We start from the raw sequence: 17,734 nt of genomic DNA on the forward strand, positions 1-17,734 counted from the left end.
TATGATCTTCATACGTTATGAGAATTGGAAAAGCTATCTGAGATATTATCCGGTGACCAGTCTGCTGCTTCTGGCAAATATAGTCATGTTCATCATAGTGTCGCTGGATGGCGGGTCTACGAACCTCTACACGCTTGTAAAGTATGGTGCAGTGGTGGATGTTGGTCCGGAAAAAGAAGAGGCTTGGCGTTATCTGGCTTCTGTATTCCTTCACAATGGATTTAATCACTTATTCTTCAACAGCTTTTCTCTGCTGGTGTTTGCGCCGCCGCTGGAGCGGTTGCTGGGCTGGTGGAGATACGCGATCCTGTATCTGGGTGGAGGCATTCTGGCCAATGTGCTCTTTATAGCTCTGGGCACTCCGGCTCCCAACACTGCCACGGTATCCGTTGGCGCCTCAGGCGCAATCTACGCCGTATATGGCGCGTTTATGTATATTGCCCTGCTGCAACGTGCAATGATGGACGAGAGCTCGCGTAAGACGCTTTACGGGCTGCTGGTCATAGGTATAATTACCTCCTTCGCCGCAGCGAAAGTGAATTGGCTTGCGCATCTGGGAGGGCTGGCTGCCGGCTTCTTCCTCTATGGGTTAATTATACGGATATTTAAAAGTAGCCGAAGACAGGGGCGTTGACAGACTTGGAACTGAGACAGTTGCAATATTTCGTAAAGGTGGCCCAGAAGGAGCATGTGACCCGAGCGGCAGAGGAGCTGCATGTGGCTCAGTCTGCGGTCAGCCGCCAGATCCATCAGCTGGAGCAAGAGATGGGGGTAGATCTTTTTATGCAAAAGGGGCGCAATCTGCAGCTCACTCCGGTGGGCCAGCTCTTCTGCAAACGGGTGGAGGCTGTGCTGAAGGATCTGGAGCGCTCCGTAGCCGAAGTTCATGAATTCCTCGACCCGGAGCGGGGAGAGATCCGTATCGGGTTCCCGCATAGTCTGGGGACGCATCTGATCCCAACCATTGTCGCAGAATTCCGCAAGCATTATCCCCATGTGAAATTCCGCTTCAAGCAAGGCTCTTATCCTTCTCTGATCAAGGATGTGCTTGCGGGTGAGGTGGATCTGGCCTTCATTTCTCCTTTTCCGGAGAATGATGAGCAGGTCACCGGGGATATTGTGATGACGGAGGATCTGTTTGCGATTCTGCCGCAGAATCATCCGCTGGCGGATGAGCCGGGCATCCGGCTGGAGCAGCTTCGCGATGAGAAGTTCGTGCTGTTCAGCCAAGGTTATTCCCTGCGGCCGATTGTCTGGCAGGCTTGCCTGCAGGCGGGCTTTCAGCCGCAAATTGCCTTCGAGGGCGGAGAGACGGATACAATCCGGGGGTTGGTTGCCGCAGGCATGGGCGTAAGCCTGCTGCCGGAGATGGCGCTCTTTCAGACCAATCCGCTCCAGCCAGCTCAGGTCAGGCTGATCGAGCCGTCGGTGACGCGGACGGTGGGTCTGATCCACCGTACAGACGGCAAGCTGCCGCTGGTGGCGCGTTCGTTCCGCACCTTCCTGATTGCCTATTTCAAAGCAAAACAGAACAATACCCCGGTTGGCTCGTAGCCAATCCGGGGTATTGTTCTGTTATCGTATGAAGTTAGTCGCGGTTGCCGAGAAATAAGGTGACCAGTCTCAGCAGCTCCAGGAGAGAGTAGAGTGCAGCAGCAACATAAGTTAATGCAGCGGCATTGAGAACCTTGGCTACTCCGCGTCCCTCCTCATTGTGGATAAAGCCTTGCTGCACCATAATCTGACGGGCACGGTTGCTTGCATTAAATTCTACAGGCAAGGTTACCAGTTGGAAAGCGACTGCGGCGGAGAAGAAGATGATCCCCAGACCGATAAGATTGAAATAGTTGAAGATTAAACCAGCCATCAGCATAAACGGGGCTACGCCGGAGGCGAAATTGACAACCGGGAACATCCGGTGGCGCAGCGTCAGCATCGGATAACGTTCCTTGTGCTGAATCGCATGGCCGACTTCATGACAGGCTACAGAGATAGCCGAGATGGAACGTTCATAATAGACAGGCTCCGACAGACGGACTACTCTGTGAATCGGATCATAATGGTCGGACAGGGAGCCACGGACCGGTTCAATGGGCACATCATGAAGACCGTTGGCATCAAGCATACGTCTTGCGGCGTCGTATCCGGTCATGCCGCTCGAGCTCTCGACCTTGGCCCATTTATTGAAAGTGCCCTTCACCCGGAACTGGGCCCATAATGTGAACAGAAAAGCGATGATTACCAATACGAACATCATATGTGCATTCCTCCACTGTGTAGTAAATAAGCGTTACATTGGCGGTCCCTGCGTGAGCAGAAGAATCCGAATCGCCTCCATGCATGCCATCCCCTGTGGAAGCAGGGCGGATAATGCCCGCTTGGCCTGGCCGGGCTTAAGATTGCTGATTACAGGCTCCAGAGCTTTTACTTCGCGCTCCAGACGCTGCATATGAAGCTCAAGCTCGACCAGCTTGTCGGAAACGTCGGTTTCCGGCGTAGTGGCATTCCATTTGCTCATGATGGATTTGATTTCTTCCAATGAATATTTCTCTTGCTTTAACTGGGTAATACGCTCTAATGCGCTTAAGGTTTCATGGCTGTACAGCCGGTAATTTTTTATGCTTCTGGATTCGGGAGCGATAAGTCCCAGTTTGGTGTAATAATCAATGGTGCGTTCACTGATGCCGGCAACCTTCGCCAGCTCGCCTATTCGGTACAGGTTCATATCCCCATGCATCTCACCTCGCAGCTGATATCCGGCAGTCTGTGGCTAATAGAACTGCCGTTGATCGTATAGTGTTTACTTAAGTGCTCTATATAATGATATCAAACCGCAAACCGTACAGTCAAACGTCACACTTACATAAAGTATATGTCGAACGGCAGGAGATCATGTGCACATCGTGTGGTGTGTTTTTATTGAAGAAAGTTAATAAGTGAAGCTTCAATCCAAATACTTTACATAACATGTTATGTATTGAGTGGAAAAAATAGCGGTGATTAAGTGGGTGAGCCGGAAGCTATCCGTTTATATCGTCATGTCTAAATCTTTACAAAGACAGCATGTTTACTAGTTGGTTATAATAAAAATACAATAAAGCCGCTAAAATGAAGGGTTGTCAATGAATACGTTCTCATATCAATGGCAACAAGGGAAAGGGAATTCTGGGGATGAGGTCCTATCACGGCCTGAAAATTCTATGGAATGGACAATTGAAGAGCCTTCAGAATTTAAATAAAAACATTCCAAAAAATGTTCTTGTCAATTTACCTGACTTCTGATTATAATGACATTAAGAGTTTCACGCTTTGTTAGAAAATATAACACTGGGGAGTGGGGTAACAATGAAAAAGAAATGGTTAATGATGTTGCTAGCCATGGTAACACTGATGGCCTATCCGGTCAGCGCCTTTGCCGCTGAGGGACCAACAAGTCCTGAATTGCAGATCGGACTGGATACGGCATTTACTTTCTTAGCATTTATCCTTGTATTCTTTATGCAAGCAGGCTTCGCAATGCTGGAAGCTGGTTCGGTTCGGATGAAGAACGCGGGCCACGTAGCCGGCAAGACCGTATTGACACTGGCCATTGCAAGCTTGTGCTTCTGGGCCGTAGGTTTCGGACTTGGTTTCGGAAACGGCAACAACTTCTTCGGTACTGAAGGATTCCTGTATGGTGGCGACACCGCAGCAGCTTCCTTCGAATCACTTGCATTCTCGGGTGTTACGCTGAATGTTAAATTCCTGTTCCAAATGGCTTTTGCAGCGGTTTCCCTGGCAATCGTATCCGGGGGGATGGCGGAACGCGCCAAACTGAGCGTCTACATCATCTTCGGAATTTTGTTCTCTATTGTAATCTACCCTGTCGTAGCTCACTGGGTATGGGGCGGCGGCTGGTTGGCTGAGCTGGGTATGCAGGATTATGCGGGTTCGACAGTTGTCCATCTTACAGGTGCAACAGCGGCTGTAGTGGCTACGATTCTACTGAAACCCCGTCTTGGCAAGTTTAATAAAGAAGGCAAGCCGGTTATTATTCCCGGACACAACCAGGTATTTACGGTTCTGGGTGTTATCATTCTCTGGTTCGGCTGGTTCGGATTCAACCCCGGCAGCGCGTTGTCCCCTTTGGGCGGATTCTTCGGCCATGTTGCAGTAACTACCAACATTGCAGCTGCAGCGGGTGGACTTGCGGCACTTATCGCCTCCTGGCTGTACTTCGGCAAGTCGGATATTCCGGCTATGCTGAACGGTGTGCTGGCAGCTCTGGTAGCCATTACCGGTGCCTGCGCATTCGTAGAGCCTTGGGCTGCGATCCTGATCGGATTCATTGCCGGAGCCTTCACCTTCATGACTTCCCAGTGGCTGGAACGCGCTGGACTGGATGATCCGATCTATGCCTTCTCTGTACACGGTATTGCCGGTATGTGGGGCGCGGTTTCCACAGGTTTGTTCGCAACGCCTGAGCTTGTTGAAATCGTTGGCGTTGGTAAAGCCGGATTGTTATACGGCGGTGGCTTCCACCAGTTGGGTGTACAGATTCTCGGTGTAGTTGGAACATTTATCTTCGTAGCTGTATTGTCCTTCATCATCCTCTACGTTATGAAGATGGTTATCGGCCTGCGTGTTACTGAAGAGGAAGAATTGATGGGGCTGGATATCAGTGAGCATGGTACTTATGGGTACCCTGAGCAGATGAAATTGATCGCTGACTCCGAATCCAAATCCCTTAACAAATAATAACGTCACTACTAATTAGGGAGGCGGACCGTGTGGCTGGGATGGAGGCAGAATGGAATACAGATCATAGTTATAAGTCCATCGTAACGGCCGGTTCGCCGCGGGAGCTGAAAGACAGGCGCACAGCCTGTCAGGCGGTACTCCTGGAACAACTAAACGTTATCCCTATAGAGGAATGGATGCCCCGTGTAAATGCCATGCATGACCGGATTGCGCAAACGGCGGTAACCTTATGTGAGGCGCAGATGAAAGAGGCGGGCTATGGCCCGCCTCCCTGCGCCTATTCCTTTATTGTATTCGGCAGCGCCGGCAGAGAGGAAGCCACACTCTGGAGTGATCAGGATAACGGCCTGATTGTAGAGGGAGAACCGGATGAGGGCAAGAACCGGTATTTTCAAGCTTTTGGCGCAAGATTGTCCGATGTGCTGGAAGCAGCAGGGTATGAGAAATGCGACGGGAAGGTGATGTGCTCGGAGCCATTATGGCGTAAGACACTACCTGAATGGACAGCTCAGCTGGCAGCCTGGAAAGAGCAGCTGGAATGGGAGCCGGTCCGCTATCTGATTATTGCTTCGGATATGCGCCATGTGGCAGGAGATGAAGGCTTGTCTGCGCACTGGAAGGAGGCCTTCTATGCCGGATTTGCCGAGAACAGCGGACTTTCGAATGCTGTACTGCGAAATACGGTCCGTCATAAGGCGACACTGAATCTGCTGGGACAGGTACTTACGGAACGGTTTGGAGATTATGCTGGAGGTTTCGACGTCAAATATGGGGTGTACATTCCATTGGTCAATATCGTGAGGCATCTGTGCTTGCTGCATGATATCAGAGCCAGCTCTACCCTGAACAGGTTGGATATACTGGATAAGCTTCATAAATATCAGCATGTGGAGGAGATCAGGCGGGCTTTCCTGACAGCACTGCGCCTGAGAGTCAATACCCCTTATGTGATGCAGGATGGACTGCTGTCCAGCAGTGATTATGTGTCTGAGAAGGATCTGAAGAACAAGCGGCTGATGTCCGAGCTGCGTGAAAGTCTGCTGCTTGTCAGGCGCCTGCACCGCGCTCTGCAGCGGCAGCTCCGGTCAGCGGAAAGGAGACAATCATGAAGGAGCCGAACAAAGGCGGGGGATTCTGGAACAACCTCAGACAAGGCGGAATGCCATCGGCAATCGCCTCCATCCGGGGTGGGGAGACCGCACAGCAAACTGCGCAGCAAATGGCATTTATCCGCTCCCTGATGCGCGAGAAACGGCGTCCCGAGGTGCTGCATACCCCTCTCTCTGAACTGGAGACCGTCATCTTTGATCTGGAGACGACTGGATTCTCCCATCAGCATGGTGATGAAATCATGTCTTTTGGGGCGATCAAGGTAGTGGGACAAGAGATTAAGGAAGAGGAATGCTTCTATACCTTGGTGAATTGCCAGACCGCGATTCCTGAGGATATTACGAAGCTGACCGGGATTTCCCAGGATATGACTTCACAGGCCCCCACCCTGATCGACGGCCTTCATAATTTCATGTCCTTTGTAGGCCATCGTGTACTGGTGGCGCATGCAAGTGCTCATGACAAATCCTTCCTCAACGCGGCCCTCTGGAAGACCTCCAAGGTCCAACTGACGCACAGGGTGCTTGATACGATGATGCTGGCGCGCTGGCTGGAGCCGCAGCGGAGCAATTATACGCTTGATGAGCTGCTGGCCGTGCATGAAATTCCCATTCAGGGCCGTCATCATGCCTTGGAGGATGCCAAGATGACAGCTAAGCTATGGGTAGCTTATCTTAATGAAATCTCCCTGCGCCCACAGGTGGAGACGCTGGGAGACCTGTACGCTTACTTAAGCAGAGCGTAAATCGGCGCTTCACGCAGGCTGCTGCGTTCGCGGCCCGCTGCAGCCTGTTCCCTGACGATGTAGTAGCCGTTTAGCCGCAGCGGACTGTCTTCTGAGCTGTTCGGAGAACCAATCAGATACACATCAAACGAGGGGCCGAGCGAAGCCAGTCCGCTTAGATCGGCGGCGGAAGGCCGGGGTTCAGCAGACGGGTGTGAGTGAAACAGGCCGACTGGAGCGGGATTCCGGTACAGAGCCTTCACCCATTCACGCGGATCGGGAACAAATGCATGCAGCGGGTCCGGCGCAACGTTGTGCATCGGCACGTAAGTGTCGATGTACATGCCTCCCGCTGCGGCAGCACCCAGCAGTATACCGCATGCTTCATGCGGGTAACAGGTCAGCAGGTGCTTCCCCAGTTCCTGCTGTACGGAAGGCTTCAGCCATATCGGCTGGATGATTCCCTGGAATGCTGCCATTTGTTCACCCTCTCTCTTCATTGGGATTTCGTCTCTGACGGAATCCTCTTTTTTTGTTGCAGACGGTTTGAAACCAGTGGCGATAGGGATACAATAAGGGGAATACACCACTGAGAAAAGGAACTAAACTTATGAAAACAGCGAGAACCATTCAGATTGCGATAGTTGTGCTGATTGCGGCTTTGGTGATCGCTGCGGTCTGGAGGGATAGGCACCCGCAAACGGTGGCTGTTATGGGCGGGCAAGGCGGTAAGCTGTTGCTGGAGGCGGGCTTCAAGGCCGGCCAGTTGGCACCTGCATTCTCACTGAATGGTACTGACGGCACAACCTACGCTGTAGGCGGTCCCAGAGATAAGGCACTGATTGTTAATTTCTGGGCTTCCTGGTGTGATCCCTGCAAGCAGGAGGCACCTGATCTGAACGCCCTGTCTCTGAAGTATAAAGATGTGCTGGAGGTCTATGGAGTTAACGTCACCAGCCAGGATTATCAAGGGAATGCCGAACGGTTTATCAAGAAATATGAATTGAGCTTCCCGGTGATGTTTGATCTAAAAGGCGAGGTGTTCGACAAGTACAGGGGAGCGGTATTTCCCACCAATGTACTGATTGGCAAGGACGGTGTTATCAAGGAAGTCATCTTGGGTGTGCTTAGCCCGGAGGAGCTGGAGAGCAAAATAATTGCTCTTACCGGCTCCTGACCACATCCTTCAAAAACGGCAAGCCCCCTTGGGCGCAGAGAATATCTGTGCCCAAGGGGGCTTGCTCTTGCTAAGACAGACGCTAATGATTCACAAGTCCTTTGGGATTGATGTCGGCCGTTATTTCATTGGCCAGTGAAATCTGGCCCAGCAGGGCGTAGCGCATACTGTCGACAAGTGCTTCCCAGCTGGCTTCAATAACGTTGCTGGACACGCCTACTGTACTCCAGGTATCTGCGTAATCCTTGGATTCAATCAATACTCTTACTTTGGCGGCGGTTTGGTCCTGCTCATCCAGCACGCGGACCTTGTAATCGGACAGATGCATTTCCTTCAATTGCGGGAAATACGTCTGCAGCGCTTTGCGCAGCGCGTTGTCGAGCGCATTGACCGGGCCGTTGCCTTCAGCAGCGGTGTAGAGATTCTCGCCGCCTACCTTTAGCTTGACGAACGCCTCGGAGACTACGGGACGTCCGGCGGTTTTTTCAACCAGCATCTTGAAGGATTCGAAGGTGAACAGCTCGTTCATCTCGCCGGTTGCTTCACGCAGCAGCAGCTCCAGAGAAGCGTCCGCGCCTTCGAACTGATAGCCCTGATGCTCCAGATTCTTGATCTTGTCGATCACCTTGCGCGCCTGCTCGCTGCTGGGGTCAAGGCTGAGGCCCATATCCTGGGCCTTGGACAGCACATTGCTCTGGCCTGCCAGCTCCGAGACCAGCACCCGCTGCTTGTTGCCAACCAGCTCAGGCGCAATATGCTCGTAGGTCCGCGAATCCCGCATGATAGCCGAGACATGGATGCCGCCTTTATGGGCAAATGCCGCGTTGCCGACATAAGGCTGGTTTACCGGCAGGTTCACATTGGCGACCTCGCTTATATAACGCGCAGTATTGGTGAGCTGGGAGAGTGAATCCCCCGGAACACAATAGTAGCCCATCTTCAACTGCAGGGTAGGGATGATTGAGCACAGATTGGCATTGCCGCAGCGTTCTCCATAGCCGTTCATCGTGCCCTGCACCTGGCGGACGCCTGCTCCAATAGCACTAAGTGTATTGGCGACAGCCAGCTCGCAGTCATTGTGCGTATGAATGCCAAGCGGTGCTTCCGGCAGGCGCAGGGACAAGGCGCTGACAATCTCGTGGATCTCATGTGGCAGCGTTCCGCCGTTCGTATCACACATAACCAGCCAATCAGCGCCGGCTTCATAGGCTTTGGCAAGCACGGCTACGGCATATTCGGGGTTATTTTTGAAGCCGTCAAAAAAGTGCTCCGCATCAAAAACCACCTCAAGCCCGCAACGTTTCAGATAGGCGATGGAGTCGCCAATCATGGCGAGATTCTCTTCCAGTGTAGTCTGCAAGGCGGTGTATACGTGGAAATCCCAGGACTTACCGACAAGAGTCGCTGCCGGAACACCGGCATCAATCATCCGCCGCAGGTTATCGTCCTGCTCGGCCAGGGAATCCTTGCGCCGTGTGCTGCCGAACGCAGAGATCTTGGCATTCAGGTGCAGCTCCTTGACTCTACGGAAAAATTCAATGTCTTTGTTGTTGCTTCCCGGAATGCCACCTTCAATATAGTGCACACCCAGATCATCGAGCTTCTTGGCAATTTTCAGCTTATCATCTGCCGACAGACTGATGCCTTCCCCTTGGGTGCCGTCGCGTAGAGTGGTATCGAAGATGGAAATGGACTTAGACATAAGAGTCCTCCTAAAAGTTTTGTGAGCGTAGCTTCCTTGTGATCCTTCGTGCAAAACTCGCTTCGTAAGCATTAACTTAGTTTTGTGAGCGTAGCTTCCTTGTGATCCTTCGTGCAAAACTTGCTTCGTAAGCATTAACTTAGTTTTGTGAGCGTAGCTTCCTTGTGAAATAACAGAAGACGTGAGTTGTGGCAATAATTTTTATATTATAGCATTTTTAAGCGGTAATGTAACAGAGAACTTTGCCGCGAGAGGAGCGCTAATATTGACCTTCATGCAGGGGAGCGTTATTCTAGATCAGAACCATGGAAACCCTGAGGATAAGAAGGTAGATATTGTGGTGGACCGTGTGCACAACGTTGATGAATATTATCCCTCCAGCGGCAGGGTGATTCTTCATGTCGATATGAACGCATTCTACTGTTCCGTGCATGAGGCGGAGAACCCGGAACTCTACAAGGGCAAACCTACGGCTGTAGCTGGAAGTGTGGAGCTGCGTAAGGGAATCATTGTAACGTGCTCCTACCCGGCGCGCGGCAGGGGAATTAAGACTGGCATGCAGGTGCAAAAGGCCCTTAAGATCTGTCCGGATTTGACTGTGATTCAGCCTAATTTTCATCTGTACCGGCGTTATTCCAACGCATTTATGCAGATCGCCTATAGCTATACTCCACTGCTGGAAGCGGTGTCGATTGATGAATGTTACCTTGATATAACCGGCTCCCGCCAGTTCGGTACGCCGCCGGAGATCGCTGCAGCCATTCAGCGCCGTATAATGGAAGAGCTTGGTCTGCCTTGCTCCATTGGGATTGCTCCCAATAAGCTGCTCGCCAAGATGGCTTCCGATCTCAAGAAGCCAAATGGCATCTCGGTACTCCGGCTGCGTGATGTGCCCGGCGTTCTCTGGAGCAAGCCCTGCGATGAGATGTTCGGCATTGGCGGCAAGACGGCGGAGAAGCTGAAGCGGCTGGGCATCTACAGCATAGGCCAGCTGGCCGCTGCCGATGAGAAGCTGCTGACGGAGCATTTCGGCGTGATGGGCTCCTGGCTGAAGCGGGCAGGCAACGGGATTGACCATGGGGTGGTCAATCCCGAACGGGAGCAGAGCAAATCCATCGGTCATACCACGACCTTGCCCCGCGATGTGCTGGGCCTGGCCGAAGCGAAGCCGATTCTGCTCAATCTGAGCGACCAGGTAGCCAGGCGGCTGCGCCGCCAGGACCTGGTAGCCTCCGGTCTGCATCTTACGATTCGCACCCCTGACATGAAGACCATCACCCGTTCACGCCAGTTTGACGTTCCCACGGAAAGTGCCGAGGATATTTATAAGGCGGCTTGTGACTTGTATGTGCGCCACTGGAAGGGTGATAAACCGATTCGTCTGCTGGGTGTAACGCTGCAGGGGCTGAGTGCCAAGGAGGATTCGGCCATTCAACTGGACCTCTTCGATTATGAGCGTCAGCCGAAGAAGGAATCGCTGAATAAGACGATGGATATGCTAAGGAACAAATTCGGCGAGAACGCGGTGCTTACAGCGGGGATGCTCAGCGACAGCCATTCGGCGAGGCTGCGCAACTACAAGGAGCGCGGGACTTCGCTGCAGAAGGATAACCTGCAGCGTCTGAAGCCGGAAGAAGAGTGATTTCACGCTCTGGATGTACGTCAATTTTGCGGCTGAATTATACGGCGGAATTGTAAACGTCTTGAAAATTCATTGAAATTGTAATCTATTTATATTAATATGAGACAAATAACACGCTGCAACAGCAGCTGTATTGTTTAACGGGAGGCAGAGATAATTATGGCTAAGTACACTTGGGTCGAGAAAGACACCTGTATCGCATGTGGTGCATGCGGCGCGACGGCCCCTGATATTTTTGATTACGACGATGAAGGACTGGCTGAGGTCATTTATGAAAATGACGCCAACCATGGCACCACAGTAATTCCTGACGATCTGTTTGACGACCTGCAGGATTCTGCTGACGGATGCCCGACCGATTCCATCAAAATCGCGGATACGCCTTTTAATAAAGAAGGCTAAACCGCTTCAGGCTTGCAGCCCATCGCTGGCAACATCCCCCGCTGATATAATCAGCGGGGGATGTTTTTATTTAAATACAAGATTACTACTTAGGACCCGGGTCATTCCTATATAGATTGGAGCGTTCTAAGTCCAAACGTAGGTGGCTATGGGGGAAATCGTCCCATCGAATCCCCATTCTGAGACCAACTAGCGGTAGAATTTCCCTCTAATTCTTCACTGGACCTAAGTAGTAACAATACAAGAAAGTAAAGGTTTCACCTGATTCTTTATCCTTCTATTTCTCGCAGAAACGGATACCTGAAAGCGATACGTAGTATCGCTGCTTCGGAAGCATACACTTTTCAGAGGACGGTAAGCCGTTTCTACTTGATTGGGAAGATCCAGCCGATAGTAATAGTATTGAAGCGACTACACATATCCGGAGGTCCAGATGAAAAATTCGCATCACCTCAAAGCCTATGTCCAGTTGCACCCGGACAACAAGATGGCATGGTACTTGCTGGGAAAGGAATATCATAAGAACGGGCAGCAGGGAAAAGCCAATTATTGCTTTAACCAAGCCGGAGAAGTCTATGAGGCCTTCGAGCACAGCAAGGTGCCTGCAGAGATGCTGCGCGAGTATGAAGACGGCCTGCTGCAGGCAGGCCGTCAGCGTGATGAGCGCAGAGCAAGGAACCGCCGCTGGCTGCTGGCACTGGCTGTGCTGCTGCTGGTCCTGCTGCCTTCCGCCGTCACCCCCGCCCCTGGCGGCATCGGAGGCGGGAAGGCAGAGGAGGTCACCGCAGCCGTAGACGCCCCTCAGGCGGGAGGAGCTGCCCTAGAGGCCGGGAAGCAGGATGACCCGGCTGATGACAAGGTCCCTGCAGCGGCGGTGGCATTCACGGCGCAGGAGAGCGGGAGTGCTGCTGACCAGGGCCGCCTGCTGAAGGAGCTGCTGCCGGGCAAAGAGCCGGCGAAGGCGGCGGTGCTGGGCATGAAGCGCTCCGGCAAATGGCTGCTGTGGGAGGAGAAGCTCCCGCTGGAGTATGTGCTGGAGAAGACGGGGGACGGCGCTGTGCGGTACCAGTCCTACAACGCGGCAGCCTGCGCCTGCGAACCGCCGGAGGCAGGCCCGCTGCAGAAGCAGGCGGCGGCATGGCAGGCCGAGCAGGAATCGCTGGCCGCGCTGTGGAGCGCGATGGCGGCCTATTCGGCCAGCAAGGGCACTGCCCCGGCCAGCGTGCAGCAGCTGGCAGGGGATTTCCCTGGCAACTGGATCGGAGGCACAACCGAGGTCATGGAGCAGGCCTTCAGCCGCTTCAAGGCTGCGGGGACGGGAGCAGCGGCGGCTAAGCCGCTGCTCTCCGCGTCCCCGGCTCCGCCAGCAGCAGGCGGTAACGCTGCTGACAAGACGGGCAGTCAGCCTGCGGCGGCCGGTGCCGCAGCAGGCAAGCCGTTTCTGGCCGAGCCGCTGAGAATCATTGTAGACAAAACAAAACACCGCCTAGCCATCGCCAGCGGAAATGTAATTGTACGGAATTATGAGGTGGGGCTTGGCGGCGACAGGACACCTGAGGGCAGTTACAGTATTACGGACAAGGTGGTTAATCCGAATGGGCGGGACAACGGGGAGTTCGGCAGCCGGGGGCTGCAGCTATCGGATGCGCGTTATGCCATTCACGGTACGGATGAGCCAGAAAGTATCGGCAAGGATGAATCATTAGGCTGTATCCGCATGAACCGGGCAGATGTGGAGGAGCTGTTTGCTCTGGTGCCCATGGGCACCTCGGTGCTTATAACGAAAGGGGTTCTGCCTGATGAATTACAGCTGCCTGAAGATCGCTATACTCCGGCTGCTTCCCATGATCAGACCAACCCCCGCAAAGTTTACCACTGGCTGAATTAATTGCCGGTCAGAATGATCAGAACGATAATCAGAAGAACGAGCAGGGTTACACTGGCGCCGATCCATACCAGTGCTCTACGGTTCACTTCTTCTTTCTTCTGCTGCAATGTAGGCGGTTTCCGTTTAGTCGACATATGAGTCATACCTTCCTTCTTCAACATTATCAGGGTTTGTCCTTACATTGTAATGTCTTTATCGGAAAATTACTACACTCCGCTCAGGGTCATAAATAACTGCCGGGCAAAAAACTTTTCTTTTCTCCCCGAAACGGCTAAAATTAGAAAGAAACCTATAGAATCGGGGAGACATGAGTTTGGCCTTGAGCAACCCCCAGAAGGAGCGGGAACGGTGCTATATCGTAATATTGGCAAACCTTTTTTCTTCAAAATGGACCCTGAGAAGGCGCATCATCTCGTCGTTGGCGGTCTGGATAAAGCCTCAGCCGTTCCGGGCGGCACGGCGGCACTTCGGCTGATGTATGGTGTGCCTGAAACGGCAGATATGGCAGTGGATCTGTTCGGTGTGCATTTCCCTACTCCGGTGGGGCTGGCAGCCGGTCTGGATAAAAATGCCGGTGCGGTTGCCGGCTTCTCTTCGATTGGCTTCGGATTTATGGAAGTGGGCACAGTAACACCCAAAGGCCAGCCGGGCAACGACAGCCCGCGCCTGTTCAGGCTCCCATCGGACGAAGCGCTGATTAACCGGATGGGCTTCAACAATGAAGGAGCCGAGAGCATGGCTAGGCGGCTGCGGGCACTGAAGGGCCGCAGAATTCCGGTAGCGGTCAATATTGGCCGCAACAAGGCTACGAGCAATGAAGCGGCACATGAGGATTACCGCGAGTGTATCCGTACGCTTTATCCGTACGGTGATTTTTTTGTAATCAACATCAGCTCTCCGAATACTCCCGGTCTGCGCAGCCTGCAGCATGGGGATGAACTGGCGTTCCTGCTGGCGGAAGTCAGAGCGGAGATGGAGCTGCAGGGCAAGAGCAGCGGCGCTGCCAAAAGCCTGCTGGTCAAGATTGCCCCGGATGTCAGCGACGCTGAGCTTGCGCATATGGTGGACACCATTACTGCAGCCGGCATGGACGGAATTATTGCTACCAATACCACGTTAAACCGTGAAGGGCTTACCCACGAGAAGGCGGGAGAGGCCGGAGGACTCAGCGGGAAGCCGCTGCGCGACCGTTCTACGGAGATTATCCGCAGCATCTACCGCCAGACTGGCGGAAAGCTGCCGATTATTGGCTCGGGCGGGATTTTTACGAGCCAGGATGCTTATGACAAAATCCGGGCAGGCGCCAGCCTGGTCGAAATCTATACAGCGCTCATCTATGAAGGGCCGGAAGTGAACCGCAGGGTGCATGCGGGCCTTCGGCAGCTGCTGCGGCGAGACGGATTTCGTCATATTTCTGAAGCGGTGGGCGCGGATCATCACTGAGGGTGACGACAGGACAGGAGGATAAGGCGATGGACGTCAGGGACTGGGCAACTTTTTTGCTGCCATATGAACAAACGGTGGAGGAACTGAAGGTAAAATTCAAAACCATGCGTTCGGAATTGAAAAAAAGAGAAGAATATACTCCGATAGAGTTCGTAACCGGGCGTGTGAAACGGCTCTCCAGCATTCTGGAGAAGGCCAAGCGGCTCAGTGTCAAGATGGAGGATCTCGAAACAGGAATTGAGGATATCGCCGGAATTCGCATCATGTGCCAGTTCGTGGAGGATATCCGCAGAGTGGCTGAATTTATTCGCCACCGTCAGGATCTTGAAGTGTTGTATGAGAAGGACTATATCACCAATTATAAGGAAAGCGGCTACCGCAGCTTCCATATGATTATCAAATATCCGGTGCAGACGGCGCTGGGCCAGAAGATTGTGCTGGCTGAGATTCAGATCCGCACGCTGGCAATGAATTTCTGGGCAACCATCGAGCATTCGCTGAATTATAAATACCGGGAGAGCCTTCCGGATGAAATGCGTGTGCGGCTCAAGACGGCAGCCGAAGCCGCCTCGATCCTGGACAGCGAAATGTCCAGCATCCGCGATGAGATTCTGGAGGCGCAGAAGACGTTCGAGGAGAATTCCAACACGACCACCCAACTGCTGAAAGCGATCCACCAGCTGTATTTCTACCATCTGGTCAATGAAGCCATAGATGCTCAGGAGCGCTTCAACGAAATATGGCAGGTCCAGGATATGGATGCCATGAAGGGGCTGCTGGATCATGTGCGCAGTCTGCTCTCCGAAGCCAAGAAGGGCAACCTGCCGGATGGCCTATGAACCGCTGTACCTGGCTTACCTGGTTTATTTCAACCGTGACAGAGATTATTTTGAATGCCATGAGGTACTGGAAGAGCTGTGGCTGGCCAAGGAACGCGATCCCCTATACAAAGCATTGCTGCAGGTTGCGGTAGGCCTGTATCATTTCCGCAATCATAATGTGCGTGGAGGTACGATGATGCTGCAGCATTCTTCCGCTGTTCTGCAGGGGTATCCGGCGGTGACGCTCGGCATCAACCTGGCCAGATTGGCTGAAGAGGCCGGAGAATATACGCGTCGGCTGGAGCGCTATCACGTACAGCCTTTTGACTACTATGATCTGAATATTGAGCTTGTCGATCCGCAGCTGCGGGTTGAAGCCGCGGAGGCTGCTTCGATCATTGTACCGAACGTGCCGCAGCGCCGCGGGCCGCAGCGTCCATCAGCTCATCGATCCAAATAAACAGCATTGCCGATCAGGGGCACCCGCAGGGGTGTTCCTGATGCCATTCAAGCAGTCTAATCTTTATACCATAAGCAGGGGGACACATCATGGCAGTACAGCTCCCCGGCACCTTCATGCAGCGCATGAAGGATATGCTGGGACCGGAATATGAACAATTTGCGGCTACCTATCAAGAGACGCCTTACGCTGGCATCCGCGTCAACACCCTGAAGGTTGCCGTCGAACGCCTGCTGGAGTTATCGCCGTTTGTACTTGAACCGATTGCTTGGTGCCCTACCGGGTTCTACACGGAAGAAGGGACAAGACCCGGCAAACATCCGTATTATCATGCGGGCTTATATTACATACAGGAGCCGAGCGCGATGGCACCGGTGGAGCAGCTTGATGTTCAGCCAGGCGAACGTGTGCTGGATTTATGTGCCGCGCCTGGAGGCAAGTCCACACAGATTGCCGCCAAGCTGCAGGGGCAGGGGCTGTTGGTCACCAATGATCTGCATGCGGAGCGCACCAAAGCGCTTGCCAAGAACCTGGAGCTGTACGGCGTGCGCAACGGAATTGTGCTGAATGAAAGTCCGGCGCGGATAGCGGGGGCTTTTCCTGGATTTTTTGACAAAATCCTGATTGATGCGCCTTGCTCGGGAGAGGGCATGTTCCGCAAGGATGAGGATATGGTCAAGCAGTGGGAGCCGGGAACTCCGGCCAAATATGCTGCGATGCAGCGGGAGATTCTGGACACGGCAGCGACGGCGCTGTCACCGGGCGGGCGTATGGTCTATTCGACCTGCACCTTCGCGGAGGAGGAGAATGAGGAGATTATCCGCGAATTCTTAAGCACCCATCCGCAGTTTGCGGTGGTGCCGGTCGGCGGTACAGGCTCGTTCGCCTCCGGCTACGGGGAGCTGAACGGTACGGCGCGATTGTGGCCGCACAAGCTGAAGGGCGAAGGCCATTTCCTGGCCGTGCTGCAGCATGACGGCAGCGCGCTTGCTGCCGAGCCGGAGGCAGACGGGGACGCAGACACGCTGGCCGCCATGCCGAAGAAGCGTGCGCATTCGGCGGACAGGGGCTCCGGCAAGCAGGCCGTGCTGAAAGCGGCCCAAGGCCGGAGCAAGGGTGGCCGCGCTTCCGGCAAGACCGCTGCCTCAGGCGGGCGCCACCCGCAAGGCGGCGGGGAAGAAGCTGCGCTGGCGGCTTACAGTGAGTTCATCCAAGCACAGCTTGGTGAAGCTCCCGAGGGGTACCCTGTGTGGTACGGCGACCATCTGTATCTCTCCCCGCTTCCCCGTGAGCGGCTGGACGGGCTGAAGACGGTCCGGCCCGGCTGGTATATGGGGCATGTACGCAGCGGCCGCTTCATCCCCGGCCATCCGCTGGCTACCGCGCTTCACCCTGGCGAGAGCTGCCGGAGTGTCTCTTTGTCCAGCTTAAGCAATGAAGCCGTCTCGTACCTCAAGGGAGAGACTCTGACGATTCCCCAGGAACGTCTTGAGATGAAGCCGGGAAGTTCGCTGAAAGGTTATGTGCTGGTCTGTATCGACGGCTTCAGTGCCGGATGGGGCAAATGGCAGGACGGCATACTGAAGAATGAATATCCCGCAGGCTGGAGGTGGACTTAAGCT

18 protein-coding genes are annotated in these 17,734 nt (G+C 53.6%); 13 read left to right on the forward strand and 5 right to left on the reverse strand.

The genetic code is table 11. The features are described from left to right. Position 1: 1 nt before the first annotated feature. The gene (locus tag B9T62_RS07435) at positions 2-634 is read left to right on the forward strand and encodes a rhomboid family intramembrane serine protease (RefSeq protein ID WP_087920176.1); all 633 of its coding nucleotides are present in this window, start codon (positions 2-4) and stop codon (positions 632-634) included. 5 nt (positions 635-639) lie between these two features. Then, positions 640-1,554, forward strand: a complete 915-nt coding sequence (gltC, locus tag B9T62_RS07440; protein ID WP_087914677.1) for a glutamate biosynthesis transcriptional regulator GltC — start codon at positions 640-642, stop codon at positions 1,552-1,554. A gap of 34 nt (positions 1,555-1,588) precedes the next feature. On the opposite strand, the gene B9T62_RS07445 is transcribed toward gltC, so the two are convergent. Both B9T62_RS07445 and B9T62_RS07450 read right to left on the reverse strand, forming a co-directional pair. Then, entirely contained in the window at positions 1,589-2,257 is a 669-nt protein-coding gene (locus B9T62_RS07445) for a zinc metallopeptidase (protein ID WP_087914678.1), read from the reverse strand. A gap of 33 nt (positions 2,258-2,290) precedes the next feature. Next, positions 2,291-2,725: a MerR family transcriptional regulator gene (locus B9T62_RS07450; protein ID WP_087914679.1), complete on the reverse strand. Its 435-nt coding sequence runs from the start codon at positions 2,723-2,725 to the stop codon at positions 2,291-2,293. Positions 2,726-3,345: 620 nt separating this feature from the next. Between B9T62_RS07450 and B9T62_RS07455 the strand changes: the two genes are divergently transcribed. Genes B9T62_RS07455 through B9T62_RS07465 form a run of 3 tightly spaced genes read left to right on the forward strand, consistent with a single transcriptional unit; the run spans position 3,346 to position 6,595 of the window. Then, positions 3,346-4,737, forward strand: a complete 1,392-nt coding sequence (locus tag B9T62_RS07455; protein WP_087914680.1) for an ammonium transporter — start codon at positions 3,346-3,348, stop codon at positions 4,735-4,737. Between the two features lie 41 nt (positions 4,738-4,778). Further along, complete coding sequence (locus B9T62_RS07460) at positions 4,779-5,849, forward strand: DUF294 nucleotidyltransferase-like domain-containing protein (protein ID WP_087920177.1); 1,071 nt, start codon at positions 4,779-4,781, stop codon at positions 5,847-5,849. After that, on the forward strand, positions 5,846-6,595 hold the full coding sequence (locus B9T62_RS07465) for an exonuclease domain-containing protein (RefSeq protein WP_087914681.1): 750 nt from the start codon (positions 5,846-5,848) through the stop codon (positions 6,593-6,595). The genes B9T62_RS07460 and B9T62_RS07465 overlap by 4 nt, the downstream gene beginning before the upstream one ends. On the opposite strand, the gene B9T62_RS07470 is transcribed toward B9T62_RS07465, so the two are convergent. Beyond that, complete coding sequence (locus B9T62_RS07470) at positions 6,577-7,053, reverse strand: M67 family metallopeptidase (RefSeq protein WP_169834345.1); 477 nt, start codon at positions 7,051-7,053, stop codon at positions 6,577-6,579. The genes B9T62_RS07465 and B9T62_RS07470 overlap by 19 nt on opposite strands. A 131-nt stretch (positions 7,054-7,184) precedes the next feature. Between B9T62_RS07470 and B9T62_RS07475 the strand changes: the two genes are divergently transcribed. Then, positions 7,185-7,751, forward strand: coding sequence for a TlpA family protein disulfide reductase (locus B9T62_RS07475; RefSeq protein WP_087914683.1), 567 nt, complete (start codon positions 7,185-7,187; stop codon positions 7,749-7,751). Positions 7,752-7,833: 82 nt separating this feature from the next. Here the strand turns inward: B9T62_RS07475 and cimA are convergent, their stop codons facing one another. After that, positions 7,834-9,453 carry a citramalate synthase gene (gene cimA, locus B9T62_RS07480; RefSeq protein WP_087914684.1) on the reverse strand — a complete coding sequence of 540 codons (1,620 nt, stop codon included), beginning with the start codon at positions 9,451-9,453 and terminating at the stop codon, positions 7,834-7,836. 274 nt (positions 9,454-9,727) lie between these two features. Here cimA and B9T62_RS07485 point away from each other — a divergent pair, with 274 nt between their 5' ends. The 3 genes from B9T62_RS07485 to B9T62_RS07495 all read left to right on the forward strand — a co-directional run bounded on the left by B9T62_RS07485 (position 9,728) and on the right by B9T62_RS07495 (position 13,385). Then, on the forward strand, positions 9,728-11,095 hold the full coding sequence (locus B9T62_RS07485; protein WP_425436680.1) for a DNA polymerase IV: 1,368 nt from the start codon (positions 9,728-9,730) through the stop codon (positions 11,093-11,095). 159 nt (positions 11,096-11,254) lie between these two features. Beyond that, positions 11,255-11,497 carry a ferredoxin gene (locus B9T62_RS07490; RefSeq protein WP_087914685.1) on the forward strand — a complete coding sequence of 81 codons (243 nt, stop codon included), beginning with the start codon at positions 11,255-11,257 and terminating at the stop codon, positions 11,495-11,497. A gap of 433 nt (positions 11,498-11,930) precedes the next feature. After that, positions 11,931-13,385 carry a L,D-transpeptidase gene (locus B9T62_RS07495; RefSeq protein WP_087914686.1) on the forward strand — a complete coding sequence of 485 codons (1,455 nt, stop codon included), beginning with the start codon at positions 11,931-11,933 and terminating at the stop codon, positions 13,383-13,385. On the opposite strand, the gene B9T62_RS39905 is transcribed toward B9T62_RS07495, so the two are convergent. Further along, positions 13,382-13,519 carry a hypothetical protein gene (locus B9T62_RS39905; RefSeq protein ID WP_169834346.1) on the reverse strand — a complete coding sequence of 46 codons (138 nt, stop codon included), beginning with the start codon at positions 13,517-13,519 and terminating at the stop codon, positions 13,382-13,384. The genes B9T62_RS07495 and B9T62_RS39905 overlap by 4 nt on opposite strands. Positions 13,520-13,733: 214 nt before the next feature. On the opposite strand from B9T62_RS39905, the gene B9T62_RS07500 reads away from it, so the two are divergent. From B9T62_RS07500 to B9T62_RS07515, 4 genes are all read left to right on the forward strand, one after another. Continuing rightward, a complete protein-coding gene (locus B9T62_RS07500) occupies positions 13,734-14,828 on the forward strand; it encodes a quinone-dependent dihydroorotate dehydrogenase (RefSeq protein WP_087914687.1) in 1,095 nt (364 codons plus the stop codon). Between the two features lie 29 nt (positions 14,829-14,857). Further along, on the forward strand, positions 14,858-15,670 hold the full coding sequence (gene yjbM / locus B9T62_RS07505; RefSeq protein ID WP_087914688.1) for a GTP diphosphokinase: 813 nt from the start codon (positions 14,858-14,860) through the stop codon (positions 15,668-15,670). After that, positions 15,660-16,112 carry a DUF309 domain-containing protein gene (locus B9T62_RS07510; protein WP_087914689.1) on the forward strand — a complete coding sequence of 151 codons (453 nt, stop codon included), beginning with the start codon at positions 15,660-15,662 and terminating at the stop codon, positions 16,110-16,112. Before yjbM ends, B9T62_RS07510 begins: the two co-directional genes overlap by 11 nt. Positions 16,113-16,201: 89 nt before the next feature. Continuing rightward, a complete protein-coding gene (locus B9T62_RS07515) occupies positions 16,202-17,731 on the forward strand; it encodes an RsmB/NOP family class I SAM-dependent RNA methyltransferase (protein ID WP_087914690.1) in 1,530 nt (509 codons plus the stop codon). Positions 17,732-17,734: the final 3 nt, after the last annotated feature.

Source organism: Paenibacillus donghaensis (assembly GCF_002192415.1).
Lineage (GTDB): Bacteria > Bacillota > Bacilli > Paenibacillales > Paenibacillaceae > Paenibacillus_AQ > Paenibacillus_AQ donghaensis.